This window comes from Bradyrhizobium sp. CCBAU 51745 (assembly GCF_028128715.1).
GTDB classification, from domain to species: Bacteria; Pseudomonadota; Alphaproteobacteria; order Rhizobiales; family Xanthobacteraceae; genus Bradyrhizobium; species Bradyrhizobium manausense.
The window spans coordinates 451,996-465,925 of record NZ_LBJP01000001.1 but is presented as its reverse complement, the minus strand read 5'-3'; the positions used below and the strand labels follow the sequence as shown (position 1 = coordinate 465,925).

Sequence of the window (13,930 nt, the reverse complement as noted above, 5' to 3'; positions counted from 1 at the left end):
GCTGATCATGTCCGACCTTCACACTCACTATCCGGTCGTCGTGATCGGCGGCGGCCAGGCCGGCCTGGCGATGAGCGCGCAGCTCAAGGCGCATGGCATCGCGCATATTGTGCTGGAGAAAAACACCATCGCGCATTCCTGGAAGACGCAGCGGTGGGACGCGTTTTGCCTGGTGACGCCGAACTGGCAATGCAAGCTGCCGGGATTTCCTTATGCCGGCAGCGATCCGCATGGATTCATGCTGCGCGACGAGATCGTCAAATATATCGAGGATTTCGCCAGGCGCATCGATGCGCCGGTCCGCGAAGGCGTCGCCGTCACGCGACTCAGGCAATCCGATCGCGGCTTCACGCTCGAGACGACGATGGGCGAGATCGCTGCTGACAGCGTCGTGCTGGCGGTCAGCGGATATCACGTTCCCAAGGTGCTGCCGTTTGCCGACCGGCTCGATTCGTCGATCATGCAGCTCCACTCCTCCGCCTACCGCAATCCGGATCAGCTGCCGCCGGGCGAGATCCTCGTGGTGGGAAGCGGGCAGTCGGGCTGCCAGATCGCGGAGGATCTGCACCTGGCCGGCCGCAAGGTGCATCTCGCCGTCGGCAGCGCGCCGCGGTGCCCGCGTTTCTATCGCGGCCGCGACGCCGTCGACTGGCTCGACGATCTCGGCCAGTACGACCTGCCGGTCGACAAGCATTCGTTGAAAGAGGGGGTCCGCAAGAACGCCAACCATTACCTGACCGGAAGGGACGGCGGCCGTGACATCGATCTGCGCAAATTCGCGCTCGAGGGCATGAAGCTCTACGGTCGCCTCAAGGACGGTCGTGGAACGCGCCTGCAGCTTGGCGATGATCTCCAGGTCAATCTCGACAATGCCGATCGCGTCTATAATGGCATCTGCCGGATGATCGACGAGCACATCGCAAGGAACAGGATCGCCGCGCCCGAGACGCCTCACTACGAGCCGGTGTGGACCCCCGCCGCGGTGCCCACGGAGCTCGATCTCGCAGCGAGCGGCATCACGAGCATCATCTGGACGACCGGCTTCCGCTCCGACTGGTCCTGGGTCGACCTGCCGATGTTCGACGGCGCCGGTTATCCAACCCACAAGCGGGGCGTCACGTCGGTCGACGGCGCTTATGTGATCGGCCTGCCCTGGCTTTACACCTGGGGCTCGGGCCGGTTCGTCGGCATCGGGCGTGATGCAGAGTTTGTCGCAGACCACATCGAGGCGCGATCGAGCGTGTCGCACGCCGGCCAGTATCAGGCAGCCCCACGCGAGCAATATGCAGCGAGCGAGGCTGTGTAGCCTCGCACGCCCTACACCGCCGCTCGCGTGTTGAGATAAATCGAATACAGCGAGGTCTGTCCGCAGATATAGAGGCGGTTGCGGCGCGGGCCGCCAAAGCAGACATTGGCGACGATCTCGCCGATCGGGACCGTGCCGATGTGGGTCCCGTCAGGCGCGTAGCAGAACACGCTGCGGCCCGCCGAGGTCCAGATGTTGCCATGGATGTCGACGCGGAAACCGTCATAGAGCCCGTCCGGGCAGGTCGCGAACAGCGAGGCTTCGCCGACCGTCTGCCCCCTGACTTCATACGACCAGATCGTCGGCGGCAATCCGCGCACATGCGTCGCGCCGGTGTCGGCGACGTAGAGCCGGGTCTCGTCCGGCGAGAAGGCGAGGCCATTCGGCTGCACCCGGTCGGACACGACGCGCGTGATGGCGCCGGTGTTGGCATCGATCCGATAGACGTTGGAGGCGCCGATCTCGGACGGGCTTTGCTGCCCCTCATAGTCGCTGTCGATGCCGTAGGTCGGATCGGAGAACCAGATCGAATGGTCCGACTTGACCACGACGTCGTTGGGCGAATTCAGCCGGTGGCCCTCGAACGCGTCAGCCAGCACGGTGATCGAGCCGTCATGCTCGGTCCTGCTGACGCGCCGCATGAAGTGCTCGCAGCTCACCAGCCGGCCCTGGCGGTCGGTGGTGTTGCCGTTGGAATTGAAGCTCGGCGAGCGGAACACCGACACCGACCCGTCGGTCTCGTCGAAGCGCATCATCCGGTTGTTCGGAATGTCGGACCAGATCAGGTAGCGCCCGGCCGGAAAATAGGCGGGGCCTTCGGCCCAGCGGCAGCCGGTGAAGAGCTTTTCGAGATTGACATGGCCGATGACCAGCTTCTCGAAGCGAGGGTCGTGAACGACATAGGGGAGCATGCGTCCTCCGCGATAGCCGCAGATTCTTAAGGTGGCCTGCGTGCGGTCGTTAGTTTGATCGACCTTGTCGAATTTGCAAGATGGTTCGCATCAACGGACAAAAACGAAATGCCCGGGAGGGCCCGGGCATCGCGCAGGTGATCTGGCGTTTGGGCCTGTTATTGCGACAGCTTCACGAAGTTCGGAAACTTCAGCTTGCCTTCCGCGATCTTCTCCGGCCAGACCACGACCTGCTTCTCGTCCTGCCACTGGAAGACCAGGCCGGTCACCGCGCCCGGGCCGGACTTGATGCCATGGGTGAATTCGTCATCCTTGCCGTAGAACTGAATCTTGCCGATCGTGCCTTCGTAGTCGGTCTTCTCGAGTTCGGCGACCATCTTGTCCGGGTCGGTCGATCCCGCGCGCTTGATTGCGTCGGTGATGATGTAGACCTCGTCATAGGCGGTGTAGCCGGTATAGGCCGGCGGCGCGCCGAACCTGGCCTTGAACGCGGCCGCGAACGGCTTGGTCTTCGAGGTGACGGCGACGTCGGGCGTCGCGACCGCAAGCGAGGGCACGCCGTCGGCTGCGCCGTTGGTGTCCTTCCAGAAGGTCGGGCTCAGCGCCTGCGCGCTGATGCCGAACATCGGCACCGGCACCTGCTGGTTCTTCCACTGCACCGTCGGCTGCACGCCGACATGGGAGATGCCTGTCACGATCACATCAGGCTTCTTGCCTTCGATGTTGTTGAAGATCGGTGTGAAGTCGGTGGTGTCAGGCGAGAAGCGCACATGCTCGACGACCTTCAGCCCCGCCTTGGGCAGGCAGGCCTCGTAGCCGACGTCGAGCGGCTTGGTCCAGGCGGCGTCCTCGCTCATGATCGCGACGGTCTTCATGTGCATCTTGTCGACCAGCAGATCCTTGGCCGCGTCGCAGACGAGTTGGGCCTGGGCGGCAGAGGTCAGATAGCCGTGGAAGGTGTACTTGTTCTTCTCATAGTCATTGTGGATCGCCTTGGTGATCTCGTTCGAGGCGGCGCCCGGCGTGATCAGCGGCATCTTCAGCCGCGCGGCCCAGGGCTCCAGCGCCAGCACGACCTCGGAGATGTAGCTCGCGATCACGGCAGAAACCTTGTCCTCGCTCACCGCGCGCTGGAATGCTCGCACCGAGTCGGCCGAGGAGCTCTTGTTGTCATAGGTGACGATCTCGACCTTGCGGCCGAGAATGCCGCCCTTGGCGTTGATCTCGTCGGCGGCGATCTGCGCGCCGCCGGGTGTCGCCGCGCCTGCGATCGCCTGCACCTCGGCGATGACGCCGATCTTGATCGGGTCGTTCGACTGCGCGTAGGCGGGAGCTGCGAGGCATAGCGCCAGAGCGGAGGTGAGGAAGGCGGAACTCAAAGCCGTCGATGATCGCATGGTCGTTTCCCTTTCGTTGTTTTCTTTGTTGATACGCGCGACTTAGAGAAAATCGGCACCGGCTTCCGCGGCGAAGCGGCCGGGATCGCCCTCCCAGACGATCCTGGCGTGCTCCAGCACATAGACGCGGTCGGCATGGGGCAGCGCGAAGGTCACGTTCTGCTCGCCGAGCAGCACGGTGATCGATGTGGTCTGTCGCAGCTTCTCCAGCGCCTTGGAGAGCAGCTCGAGGATAACGGGCGCGAGCCCCAGTGTCGGCTCGTCCAGGATCAGGATCTGCGGCTGCATCATCAGCGCGCGGCCGATTGCCAGCATCTGCTGCTCGCCGCCTGACAGCGTTTGCGCCATCTGCCCCTGGCGCTCCTTCAGGATCGGGAACAGCTCGAACAGCCAGGCGAGTTGTGCCGCGCGCTTGGCGTCGTCCAGATGCTGGCCGCCGAGATCGAGGTTTTCCCGCACCGTCATCTCGCCGAACAGCTCGCGCGACTCCGGGCATTGCACGAGGCCGCTGCGGGCGATCTTGGCGGGGCTGGTGCCGCGCAGCTTCTCGCCGCCGCGGACGATCTCCCCGGTGTAGGGCAGGAAGCCGGAGATGGTGTTGAACAGCGTGGTCTTGCCGGCGCCGTTGAGGCCGACGATGGAGACGAACTCGCCTTCGTGGATGTGGATGGAGACATTCTCCAGCGCCTGCGCCTTGCCGTAATGGACGCTGACATTCTCGACCTGGAGCAGCGGCACCTTGTCCTTGAAGCTCGTCTCGGGCCGCGCATGGGTCTCGATGGCGCCGCCGAGATAGACCCGCCGCACGGTCTCGTTTCGCATGACGTCGTCGGCCCTGCCGGTGACGATCTCCTCGCCGAGATACATTGCCAGCACGCGGTCGACCAGGGCCGCGACGCTCTTGACGTTGTGGTCGACCAGCATCACCGCGCGGCCGTCATCGCGGAAGCTGCGGATCAGGTCGGAGAACACGTCCACCTCGGCGCGGGTGAGACCGGCGAAGGGCTCGTCGACCAGCACCACTTTTGGGTCGCGCGCGATCGCTTTTGCAAGCTCGAGCCGGCGCAGATCGGCGAAGGGCAGCGTCGGCGGGCGGCGGTTCATCACGGAGCCCAAGCCGACGCGGTCGGCGATCCATTTGGCGCGCTCGACCAGCGCCTTGTCCGGAAACAGCATGAACAGGCTGTCCGGCAGCAGCGCCACCATGATGTTCTCCAGCACCGTCTGCCGGTTCAGTGGCCGCGAGTGCTGGAACACCATGCCAAAGCCCTTGCGCGCGATCTTGTGTGCGGGCAGGCCGGCGACATTCTCACCTTCGAACACGACGTCGCCCGCGGTCGGGCGCTCGATGCCCATCACGCTCTTCATCGCGGTGGACTTGCCCGAGCCGTTCGGCCCGATCAGGCCAAAGATCTCGCCGCTGTTGACGTCGAAGTTGAGGTTCTTCACCGCGGTCAGGCCGCCAAAGCGCTTGGTGAGGCCGCGGACTTCGAGCACGGGCCGGTTGGAAAGCCTCTGATCCATTACGAGCGAGCCTCGCGCGAGAGGGCCGCTCCTAGGAAGCCGCCGGGGAAGAACAGGACGACGAGCAGCGCCACCGCCGAGACGATGAAGGTCGCAAGCTCGCCGGTCGGGCGCAGAAACTCGCCGGCGACGATCAGGAAGATCGCGCCCAGCGCCGCGCCGAGCACGGTGCGCCTTCCGCCGAGCACGGCCGAGACGATCACATTGACGCCGACCGCAACGTCGACGACGGTGCCGACCGAGGCGGTGCCGAAGTAGAACACCAGCAGCGCGCCTGACAGCCCCGAGAAGAACGCGCTGACGATGAAGGCGGCGAGCTTGTGCTTGACGATGTTGAAGCCGAGCGCGCCGGCCTGCACCGGATCCTGGCCGCTGGCTTGCAGCACGAGACCGACAGGGGATTGCGACAGGCCGTAGAGGATCGCCGCCGAGATCGTCATGAAGCCGAGCGCGATCCAGTAATTGGCGCCGGCATTGATGGTGATGACGTCAGGGATGGTGAGACCGATTTCGCCGCCGGTGAGGTCGGCGAACACGACGACGAAGTTTTGCAGCATCAGCACCGCGACCAGCGTGGTTAGGCCGAAATACGGTCCGCGCACGCGCAGCGCCGGCAGCGCCAGCACGAGGCCCGCTATGACCGAGGCAAGCGCGCCGAGCACGATGCAGAGATAGACCGACCAGCCAAGCTGGGCATTGAGGATGCCGGCCGTGTAGGCGCCGACGCCGATCAGGAAGGTCGGGCCGAAATTGACCTCGCCCGCAAAGCCGAACAGCAGGTCCCAGGCCATCGCGAATACGCCGAAATAGAACGCGACCGTGAGCAGCCCGAGCACGTAGCCGGAGACGTAGAGCGGCAGCGTCGCCGCGATGATGACGAGCGCCAGCGAGACGAAGAACAGGCGCGAGGTAAAGAATCCGGCCATCTCAGCGCCTCCCCAGCAGGCCCTGGGGCCGGATGTACATCACGAACACGAGCAGCAGCAGCGCCGGAATGGTGCGATAGGCCGGCGAGACCAGATAGGCCGTGAGCGTTTCGAGATAGCCGACCACGAAGGCCGCGATCAGCGAGCCGGAGACGCTGCCGAGGCCGCCGAGCACCACGATCGAGAACGCGCTCGCGGTCAACGGTCCGACGCTGTAGGAGCTGACCCCCAAGAACATGCCGAGCAGCACGCCGGCGATGCCGGCGAGGATGCCGTAGATCGCCCACACCACGATATAGATGTTGGTGAGCTCGAGCCCGAGCAGGGTCACGCCGCGCGGATTCATCGAGGCCGCCAGCACAGCCTTGCCGGTGCGGGTGCGGTTCACCAGGAGCCACAACAGCGCGATGACGAGGCAGCACACGATCGCGGTGAAGATCTCGTTCGTGGGCGTACGGACGCCGAGGATATCGACCACGCCTTCGACGATCGGCAGCACGGTCTTGGCGTTGTTGGTGAAGAAATAGGCGATCAGCTCCTGGATCATGATGCCCCAGAGCAGGGTGCCGGTGAGTACGAAAATCTCCTTCTCCTCATTCGGGATGCGCCGGGAATCCTGGATCGGCTTCACGACGGCGAAGTAGGTGAGGAAAGCGGTGAGGAGAGCGACGCCGACGCCAACAAGTGCGCCGGCATAGGTGCCGACGCCCAGAATGCTCGCGGCGGCCCATGCCGCCACCGCCGCCGCCACCATGATGGCGCCGTGGGAGAGGTTGAGCACGCCGGAGACGCCGAAGATCAGTGTGAAGCCGGTGGCACCGAGAGCGTAGAGAGCGCTGATGGCAAAGCCATCGATCAGAATCTGGAAAGCTCGCATTGAAGATTGGCAATCCGGTCTATGGGCTGGCAGTCAGGCTGCCGCTTTGAGGAAAGGTGCTGCGCCGCAAGTGGAAGCTCCCGGGCGATGGTCCCGGGAGCTGTTCCGATCAGTTGCTGAGCTTGATGAAGCTCGGGAACTTGATGTCGACCTTGGCGACCTCCTTGGGCCAGACCGCGCTCTGCTTGCCGTCCTGCCATTGCAGCATCAGCCCGGTGATCAGGCCCCTGCCGTACTTGATCGAGTGCGTGAACGGATCGTCCTTGCCATAGAACTGGACGCGGCCGATCGTGCCTTCCCAGTCGGTCTTCTCCAGCGCATCGACCAGCTTGTCGGCATCCAGCGAGCCGGCGCGCTTCACGGCGTCGGCGATGTAATAGACCTCGTCATAGGCGGTGTAGCCGGCATAGGACGGGTAGTTGCCGTACTTCTTCTTGAAGTTCTCCGCGAACGGCACCGACTTCGGCGTCACCGCGACGCCGGGCCCGGAGACACCCTGATAGAGCACGCCTTCGGCGGCCTGGTTGGTGTCCTTGCCGAAGGTTTCGTTGGTCGCCTGCGAGGAGATGCCGAACATCGGGATCGGCACCTGCTGGTTCTTCCACTGCACCGTCGGCTGCACGCCGACATGGGAGATGCCGGTGATGATCACGTCGGGCTTGGCGCCCTCGATCTTGTTGAAGATCGGGGTGAAGTCGGTGGTATCGGGCGAGAAGCGGATGTGGTCGAGCACCTTCAGGCCGACCTTGGGCAGGCACTCCTCGTAGCCGACGTCGAGCGGCTTGGTCCAGGCGGCGTCCTCGCTCATGATGACCGCCGTCTTCATGTGCATCTTGTCGACGAGCAGATCCTTGGCGCCGTCGCACACAGAAAGCGCCAGTGCCGCCGAGGTCAGATAGCCGTGGAAGGTGTACTTGTTCTTCTCGTAATCGGCGTGGACGCTCTTGCTGATCTCGTTGGAGGCAGCACCCGGCGTCACGAACGGCGTCTTCAGCCGCGAGGCCCAGGGCTCCAGCGCCAGCACCACTTCGCTGATATAGCTGGCGATGACGACGTTGACCTTGTCCTCGTTCACCGCACGCTGGAACGCGCGCACCGAATCTGCCGAGGAGGAGTGATTGTCGTAGCCGATGATTTCGATCTTGCGGCCGTCGACGCCGCCGTTGGCGTTGATTTCGTCGGCGGCGAGCTGCGCCGCCTGCGGGATCGATGCGCCGGCGATCGCCTGCGCCTCCGCGATCACGCCGATCTTGATTGGATCAGCCGCAAAGGCCGCACCTGAGGCTGCCAACATCACGCCCGCAGCGGCAGCACCAAACGCACTTAGCAATGCACCAGAGAGTGCTTTATTCATATTGTTCTCTCCCTTTGAACCAAGCTTCTTTGAGCTATTGGGGCGCGACTATAGCGGCGAGAGAATCCTCGGCAAGTGGAACTGTATTCAGGAGTGTACGATGGGGACTAAAGTCTAGCTGCGTAAATAACGGGCAGGACAGAGCGTTATTCCGCACGCAGGCATGCAGATTTCGTCGATGGGCATGCGCGTGTATCGCAGGCGCGCCGGCATTCATCGCCATCGCCGCCGCGGCAGATCGAGTGGCTTGAGCCGGGCAGGATCGAATGGCGCGAGGTCGACATTGCGCGTTGCGCCTTCGGCGATCAACTCCGCCAGCGCTTCGCCGGTTGCAGGGGCATTCAGGATACCCCAGACACTGTGTCCGGTCGCAACATAGAGCCCTTCATCCTGCGGCACGCGGCCAATCAGCGGCAAGCCGTCCGCCGTCACCGGACGAAAGCAGGCCTGTTTCGCGATGATCTTGTCCGGCCGGAACAGCGGCGACAGTTGCTCCGATATTTGTTGCAACCACTTCATGCTGTACGGATCGGGCTTCACGTCGGCCGGATCAGTGGGGAAGGCAGAGGTGTCGGGGAAGCCGGTGACATAGGTGCTGCCGTCCGGGCGAGGAAACACCTCGATGCTGGTGGCGTGGCCGTGGATCTCCGTATCCAGAAACAAGGCGTCTGCCGAGACCTTTGTGCCTGTGTCATACAAAATGCTCGGGCTGTTTTGGGCATGGAGGGCTGGCAGACTCATCCAGCTTGCAGCGAGAAGCGACCAGGGCCCCATTGCTATCACGACGGCATCCGCTTCGATGACATCGTCTTCCACCCCGACGCCCTTGACGGCGCCGCGATCTGCGTCGCGCGCGATGCCAGTAAAGCGGCCATGGCGAAGCTCGGCGCCTTGCGCGATCGCCGCATTCATCACGGCCGAGGTGAACTTTCTGGGGTGAACGATCGCGGTCGACTCGGGCGTGCCGATGCGTTGCGCGAGGACGATACTATCGCTCAGCCAGTCGAGCGCGGACGACGTAGTCCGACGCGCATCGTCATCGGTCGCGACATAGCCGCTATACGCATTCATCGGGCGATAGCCCCAATCGCCGGCGATCTCCTTGGGCAGTTGCGCATGAAGCGCAAAGCTGCGCCGCGCCAACGTGTCGAGTGGCGTGCCCGCACACCAGTCGCGCGCCAGAAAGCCGCCGGCCTTGCCGGAGGCCGCGGCCGCGACTCCGGTCCGCTCCACGACGATGACTTCGGCGCCGTGGCGGCGGAGGAAGTAGGCGGTGCAGGCCCCGATCACGCCGCCGCCGCAGATCACAACGCGCATGGCCTGTTTCCCGCCGTAAGCCTGGGGCTGCCAAAAACAACCTAGCTCGAATAGCCGCGTTCCAACGCATGACGCTGCTGATGGCGGTCCAGCGCCAGATGGACGAGGCGCGTCAGCAACTCGCGATACGGCACGCCTGAAGCTTCCATCATCTTCGGATACATGCTGATCGAGGTGAAGCCGGGCAGCGTGTTGATCTCGTTGAAGCAGAATTCGCCGGTTTGCCGATCGAGGAAGAAATCGACGCGCGCAAGGCCGCTGCATTCGAGCGCCGCGAACAGCTGCACCGCGAGCGCGCGCACGCGCGCCATCTGGGCTGCATCGAGCCTGGCCGGAAGATCGACGCGCGCGCCGTCGGGATCCAGATATTTGGCCTCGTAGGAATAGAATTCGTGCTGAGCGTTGGGATTGAGCTCGCTGGCAACGCTCGCAAACAGCATCTCGCCATCGAGCACGGCGACCTCGATCTCGCGGGCGTCGATGCCCTGTTCGACCAGCACCTTGAGATCGTAGCGAAACGCATCATCGAGCGCGGGCCCAAGCGCATCCAGCGTCTTCACCTTGTGGATGCCGACACTGGAGCCCATGTTGCACGGCTTGACGAACACCGGCAGGCTCAGGCCCTCGATCGCCCTGGCGAGAGAGGCGGGGCGATCGGCGGCGAAGGCTTTACGCGTCAGCACGCGATAGGGCGCGACCGGAACGCCGGCGAATTCAGCCAGCCGCTTGGCGACGTCCTTGTCCATGCTGACGGCGGAGGCGAGAACGCCCGATCCGACATAGGCGACTTCGGCCAGCTCCAAAAGGCCCTGCACGGTGCCATCCTCGCACAGGGGACCGTGCATGACTGGAAACACGACGTCGATCTCGATCGGGCCGCCTGCGCCTGCGGAAACAGGCACGAGAACGCCGCCTCCGTCAGCGCCCCTGGCGAGCCGCATCTCGGGTGCATCGAGCAGGATCGGCAAGGACGGCTCCGCCGGGTCGATCGCCGCAAGATCGTTCCATTGCCACCGGCCGGTCTTGTCGATGGAAACGGGGATCACCTCGAAGCGCGCACGGTCGAGATGCCGGAGCACGGAGGCGGCCGATTTCAGCGAGACCTCGTGCTCACCGGACCTGCCGCCATAGAGAACAACGACGCGAATTTTATCTGCCATGCTTCAACTATCACGCGCTTCGCGCGGAAGTCACCTCTCTTGCCTCTATGTTCACCCGTCGGTGATGACATTCGAAACAAGTCGGCGCCGGCGGGGCACGCCGGCGCCTCGTCGCACTTGAGCTTACACCCGCTCAGCCCGGTCCCGCACCCTGCGTCGCCGTGTATACCGCGTACAGCGACTGGCTCGCCGCCATGAACAGGCGGTTGCGCTTCGGTCCGCCGAAGCAGACATTGCCGCAGACTTCGGGCAGGCGAATGCGGCCGAGCAGCTTGCCCTCCGGCGACCACACCGTCACGCCGCTATAGCCGACGGCGCGGCCGGCATTGCTGGAGGCCCAGACATTGCCGTTGACGTCGCAGCGCACGCCGTCCGGCCCGCACTTCACGCCGTCGATCATGAAGTCGCTGAACCTCTTCTGGTTCGAGAGCTTGTTGTCGCTGCCGACATCGAACACGAAGACTTCGCCCTTGCCGCCGGCGCCGGTGTCGCCGGGACCCTTGCCGGTCGAGACCACGTAGAGCTTCTTGTAGTCGGGCGAGAAGCAGAGGCCGTTCGGGTCGGGCACCTGATCTTCGGTGACGACGAGATCCACGCGGCCTGAGGGGTCGATGCGATAGCAGTTGGTCGGCAGCTCGCGCTTGCCAGGTGCGAAGCCGGCCGGCTGCCCGATTTTCGGATTGAGCTTGCCGGCCGCATTGCTCGGTCCGCCCGGGCCGTCGGGCTCGCCCTCGTAAAGCTGGCCGCCATAGGGCGGATCGGTGAACCAGTAGCTGCCGTCAGGATGGGCGACGACATCGTTCGGCGAGTTCAGCTTCTTGCCGTTGTAATTATCGGCGAGCACGGTGGCGGTGCCATCATGCTCGTAGCGCGTCACCCGCCGGGTCAGATGTTCGCAGGACAGCTGGCGCCCCTGGAAATCGAACGAGTTGCCGTTGGAATTGTTGGAGGGCATGCGGAATACGCTGACATGGCCGTCATCCTCGCTCCAGCGCATCTGCCTGTTGTTGGGAATGTCGCTCCAGAGCAGATAGCGTCCTTGCGCGCTCCACGCCGGGCCTTCCGCCCACAACAGGCCGGTATAGAGCCGCTTGATCGCGGTGTTGGGCTGCGCGAGGTCCTCGAAGGAGGGATCGACCGCGATGATATCGGGGTCCCAGAAATAAGTGGTCGGTGCACCGCGGGGGCTGAAGTCGCGCGGCGGCGTGGTGATGGTCGTCGGCGGGGCGGCGGGGCCGTTCTGGGCAAGCGCCGAGCCTGTTCCGGCCATCGTGGCCGCGGCTCCGAGTGCAAGGCCCTGAACCAGCGTTCGTCGTGAAAGCGCAGCATCCTGCTCACGCGGCTGTTGGCGTGTCATTCGCGTCCTCCCGGATCATGTTGGCTGGCCGGTTGATCCGGCCAAGCAGGTGCAAGGTTAGTCCGGTCCGCGCCTGGTTGCGAGAGGAAGGTTCGCATCCTCTACGAGACAATCTGGCGTGTCGAGGTCGAAACATGGCTGCATTGCGGCTGCGTTTGGGCGGCCGGCAGTTCGTTCTGTCTCTGCAGTTCGCGGGAAGCGAGCTTCGCTCATGTCAAGCCTTGACCTCGCATGCGATGCTTCGCAAAAACTGTTTGGGGCGAAAGGTCGGAGTTGGTTGTGGAAGTTGTCATATTGATCGTGCTGCTCGGGATTGCGTTTGCGGCGGGCTATTTCCTGCGCGATCGGCAGTCTCGCAAACGCCGTGCGGAAGCCCGCCGTTGGAGCGACTACGCGCAGCCGGATTGGCTGAACGCCAATGCGCCCGCCAATACGAACGACGCGACCGCCGCCAATCAGATTGCACATGCGGCTACCGGCGAGCTTGGTCAACTCGGTCTGATGCTGGATCGCTGGGAGAGCAGGGCCCGCGCGCGCCGGGTGGGATAGGCTGGGCGCCGGACCCGCAATCCAACAAAAAATTCGACCGTCATTCCGCGGCGCGCGACTTGTCCGCCGAAGCTCGAAGAGCGAAGGCGGAAGCGCAATCCAACAAGAGATCCGGCCGTCATTCCGGGGCGCGCGAAGCGCGAGCCCGGAATCCATTTTGCCTCATGTTGTGCGGTCAAATGGATTCCGGGCTCGCGCCAAGCGGCGCGCCCCGGAATGTCGGCGGAGAGAGGGCCTGCCGTCGCCCCTGTTTCGCTCGCCTGTCAATCCCGCCCACCCAAAATATTCCACTTTACCGAAATTCGGATTTGTCGTATGTTTCGCCCATCCTGATCCGGCGAAAAGGGGCGGTCGTACGTCGTCACGAGCCGCGGATCGGGCTGCGGTGGACGTGGGCAGCGTCGTCGCGGATGTGGGACCAGGGCGGGGCAGTGGATTGAGCCGAGCCTCGTGAGGATCTCGCAAGCCGCGTTGTACGAACGGCGCTTGATGTCCTGCATCGCCTTTGGGCGGAACAGGAAAGCTTGCGTACGGCAAAACCGTGTGGTCCCGGCCGTCGTCGCTACGGTCAAGTCTTGCGGATGCGGCATCAGTGTCAACCGGCGCGGTGCCGGTACCTTCCGCAAGGCGAGGGAGGCCAGAAGGAATTCGGCTCCCGGGAGAGCACGGCATAAGCCGTCCGACCATCGCGCAGGGAAGGCCGTGTGTTCGGCACCACCTGTATGCTGCTGTGCGGTCTCCTTGCGCTACATCTTCGCGCAGCAGACCGCGGGTGCCTGCCGGCACCCGGCCTTCCCTGCGCCCTTTGTTTGCAGAGGGAGCGAGCGCGAAGCAAAACTCGGGCGAAACACGCCGCGAGAAGGCGAGGGTGTGTTTGCGTCTACACACCCGCCGTCATCGCCCGGCTTGACCGGGCGATCCAGTACTCCGAGACAGCAATGATTAGCAGAGGAGCCGCGGCGTACTGGATTCCCCGCCTTCGCGGGGAATGACAGCGTCATTTGGGGGGGCGAGGCTGCCGCCTCACACGCCGTCATTGCGAGCAGCCACCAACCATGACCGTCACCCTGAGGTGCGCGCCCTGGGGCGCAACGCGCCGCAGGGCAAGCCTCGAAGGGCGACGGCCCGGCTGCGCCAGCTAGGCCGTTCATCCTTCGAGCTCCCGGCGCGATGCTTTAGCATCGCGCCACTCGCGCCTCAGGATGACGGGGATCGATATGGTCGCTCCGACGCAATCATCCCCCAACCAGGT

General features: G+C 64.1%; 11 protein-coding genes. 2 read left to right on the top strand and 9 right to left on the bottom strand.

All coding sequences use genetic code 11. From position 1 onward, the window contains the following. Positions 1-7 precede the first annotated feature (7 nt). Entirely contained in the window at positions 8-1,306 is a 1,299-nt protein-coding gene (locus XH98_RS02225; protein ID WP_271617674.1) for an MSMEG_0569 family flavin-dependent oxidoreductase, read from the top strand. 11 nt (positions 1,307-1,317) lie between these two features. Here the strand turns inward: XH98_RS02225 and XH98_RS02220 are convergent, their stop codons facing one another. The 9 genes from XH98_RS02220 to XH98_RS02180 all read right to left on the bottom strand — a co-directional run bounded on the left by XH98_RS02220 (position 1,318) and on the right by XH98_RS02180 (position 12,129). Beyond that, the gene (locus XH98_RS02220) at positions 1,318-2,217 is read right to left on the bottom strand and encodes an SMP-30/gluconolactonase/LRE family protein (protein WP_220004480.1); all 900 of its coding nucleotides are present in this window, start codon (positions 2,215-2,217) and stop codon (positions 1,318-1,320) included. Positions 2,218-2,375: 158 nt separating this feature from the next. Continuing rightward, the gene (locus tag XH98_RS02215) at positions 2,376-3,614 is read right to left on the bottom strand and encodes an ABC transporter substrate-binding protein (RefSeq protein ID WP_271617673.1); all 1,239 of its coding nucleotides are present in this window, start codon (positions 3,612-3,614) and stop codon (positions 2,376-2,378) included. 42 nt (positions 3,615-3,656) lie between these two features. Next, the gene (locus XH98_RS02210; RefSeq protein WP_271617672.1) at positions 3,657-5,138 is read right to left on the bottom strand and encodes an ATP-binding cassette domain-containing protein; all 1,482 of its coding nucleotides are present in this window, start codon (positions 5,136-5,138) and stop codon (positions 3,657-3,659) included. Further along, a complete protein-coding gene (locus XH98_RS02205) occupies positions 5,138-6,064 on the bottom strand; it encodes a branched-chain amino acid ABC transporter permease (RefSeq protein ID WP_271602673.1) in 927 nt (308 codons plus the stop codon). The genes XH98_RS02210 and XH98_RS02205 overlap by 1 nt, the downstream gene beginning before the upstream one ends. A 1-nt stretch (position 6,065) precedes the next feature. Beyond that, the gene (locus XH98_RS02200; protein ID WP_271602674.1) at positions 6,066-6,941 is read right to left on the bottom strand and encodes a branched-chain amino acid ABC transporter permease; all 876 of its coding nucleotides are present in this window, start codon (positions 6,939-6,941) and stop codon (positions 6,066-6,068) included. A 109-nt stretch (positions 6,942-7,050) separates the two neighbouring features. Continuing rightward, the gene (locus XH98_RS02195) at positions 7,051-8,295 is read right to left on the bottom strand and encodes an ABC transporter substrate-binding protein (protein ID WP_442868534.1); all 1,245 of its coding nucleotides are present in this window, start codon (positions 8,293-8,295) and stop codon (positions 7,051-7,053) included. A gap of 213 nt (positions 8,296-8,508) precedes the next feature. Next, positions 8,509-9,612: an NAD(P)/FAD-dependent oxidoreductase gene (locus tag XH98_RS02190; protein WP_271617671.1), complete on the bottom strand. Its 1,104-nt coding sequence runs from the start codon at positions 9,610-9,612 to the stop codon at positions 8,509-8,511. 41 nt (positions 9,613-9,653) lie between these two features. Beyond that, the gene (locus tag XH98_RS02185; RefSeq protein ID WP_271617670.1) at positions 9,654-10,772 is read right to left on the bottom strand and encodes a D-alanine--D-alanine ligase family protein; all 1,119 of its coding nucleotides are present in this window, start codon (positions 10,770-10,772) and stop codon (positions 9,654-9,656) included. Positions 10,773-10,905: 133 nt separating this feature from the next. Further along, positions 10,906-12,129 (bottom strand): SMP-30/gluconolactonase/LRE family protein, encoded by a 1,224-nt coding sequence (locus XH98_RS02180; protein ID WP_271617669.1) that lies wholly within the window; start codon positions 12,127-12,129, stop codon positions 10,906-10,908. Positions 12,130-12,360: 231 nt separating this feature from the next. Between XH98_RS02180 and XH98_RS02175 the strand changes: the two genes are divergently transcribed. Continuing rightward, on the top strand, positions 12,361-12,678 hold the full coding sequence (locus tag XH98_RS02175) for a hypothetical protein (RefSeq protein WP_271617668.1): 318 nt from the start codon (positions 12,361-12,363) through the stop codon (positions 12,676-12,678). Positions 12,679-13,930 lie beyond the last annotated feature (1,252 nt).

Coding starts and splice junctions, on each gene's coding strand:
- XH98_RS02225 (WP_271617674.1), top strand. CDS start 8: ATGTCCGACCTTCACACTCACTATCCGGTCGTCGTGATCGGCGGCGGC.
- XH98_RS02220 (WP_220004480.1), bottom strand. CDS start 2,217: ATGCTCCCCTATGTCGTTCACGACCCTCGCTTCGAGAAGCTGGTCATC.
- XH98_RS02215 (WP_271617673.1), bottom strand. CDS start 3,614: ATGCGATCATCGACGGCTTTGAGTTCCGCCTTCCTCACCTCCGCTCTG.
- XH98_RS02210 (WP_271617672.1), bottom strand. CDS start 5,138: ATGGATCAGAGGCTTTCCAACCGGCCCGTGCTCGAAGTCCGCGGCCTC.
- XH98_RS02205 (WP_271602673.1), bottom strand. CDS start 6,064: ATGGCCGGATTCTTTACCTCGCGCCTGTTCTTCGTCTCGCTGGCGCTC.
- XH98_RS02200 (WP_271602674.1), bottom strand. CDS start 6,941: ATGCGAGCTTTCCAGATTCTGATCGATGGCTTTGCCATCAGCGCTCTC.
- XH98_RS02195 (WP_442868534.1), bottom strand. CDS start 8,295: ATGAATAAAGCACTCTCTGGTGCATTGCTAAGTGCGTTTGGTGCTGCC.
- XH98_RS02190 (WP_271617671.1), bottom strand. CDS start 9,612: ATGCGCGTTGTGATCTGCGGCGGCGGCGTGATCGGGGCCTGCACCGCC.
- XH98_RS02185 (WP_271617670.1), bottom strand. CDS start 10,772: ATGGCAGATAAAATTCGCGTCGTTGTTCTCTATGGCGGCAGGTCCGGT.
- XH98_RS02180 (WP_271617669.1), bottom strand. CDS start 12,129: ATGACACGCCAACAGCCGCGTGAGCAGGATGCTGCGCTTTCACGACGA.
- XH98_RS02175 (WP_271617668.1), top strand. CDS start 12,361: ATGCGATGCTTCGCAAAAACTGTTTGGGGCGAAAGGTCGGAGTTGGTT.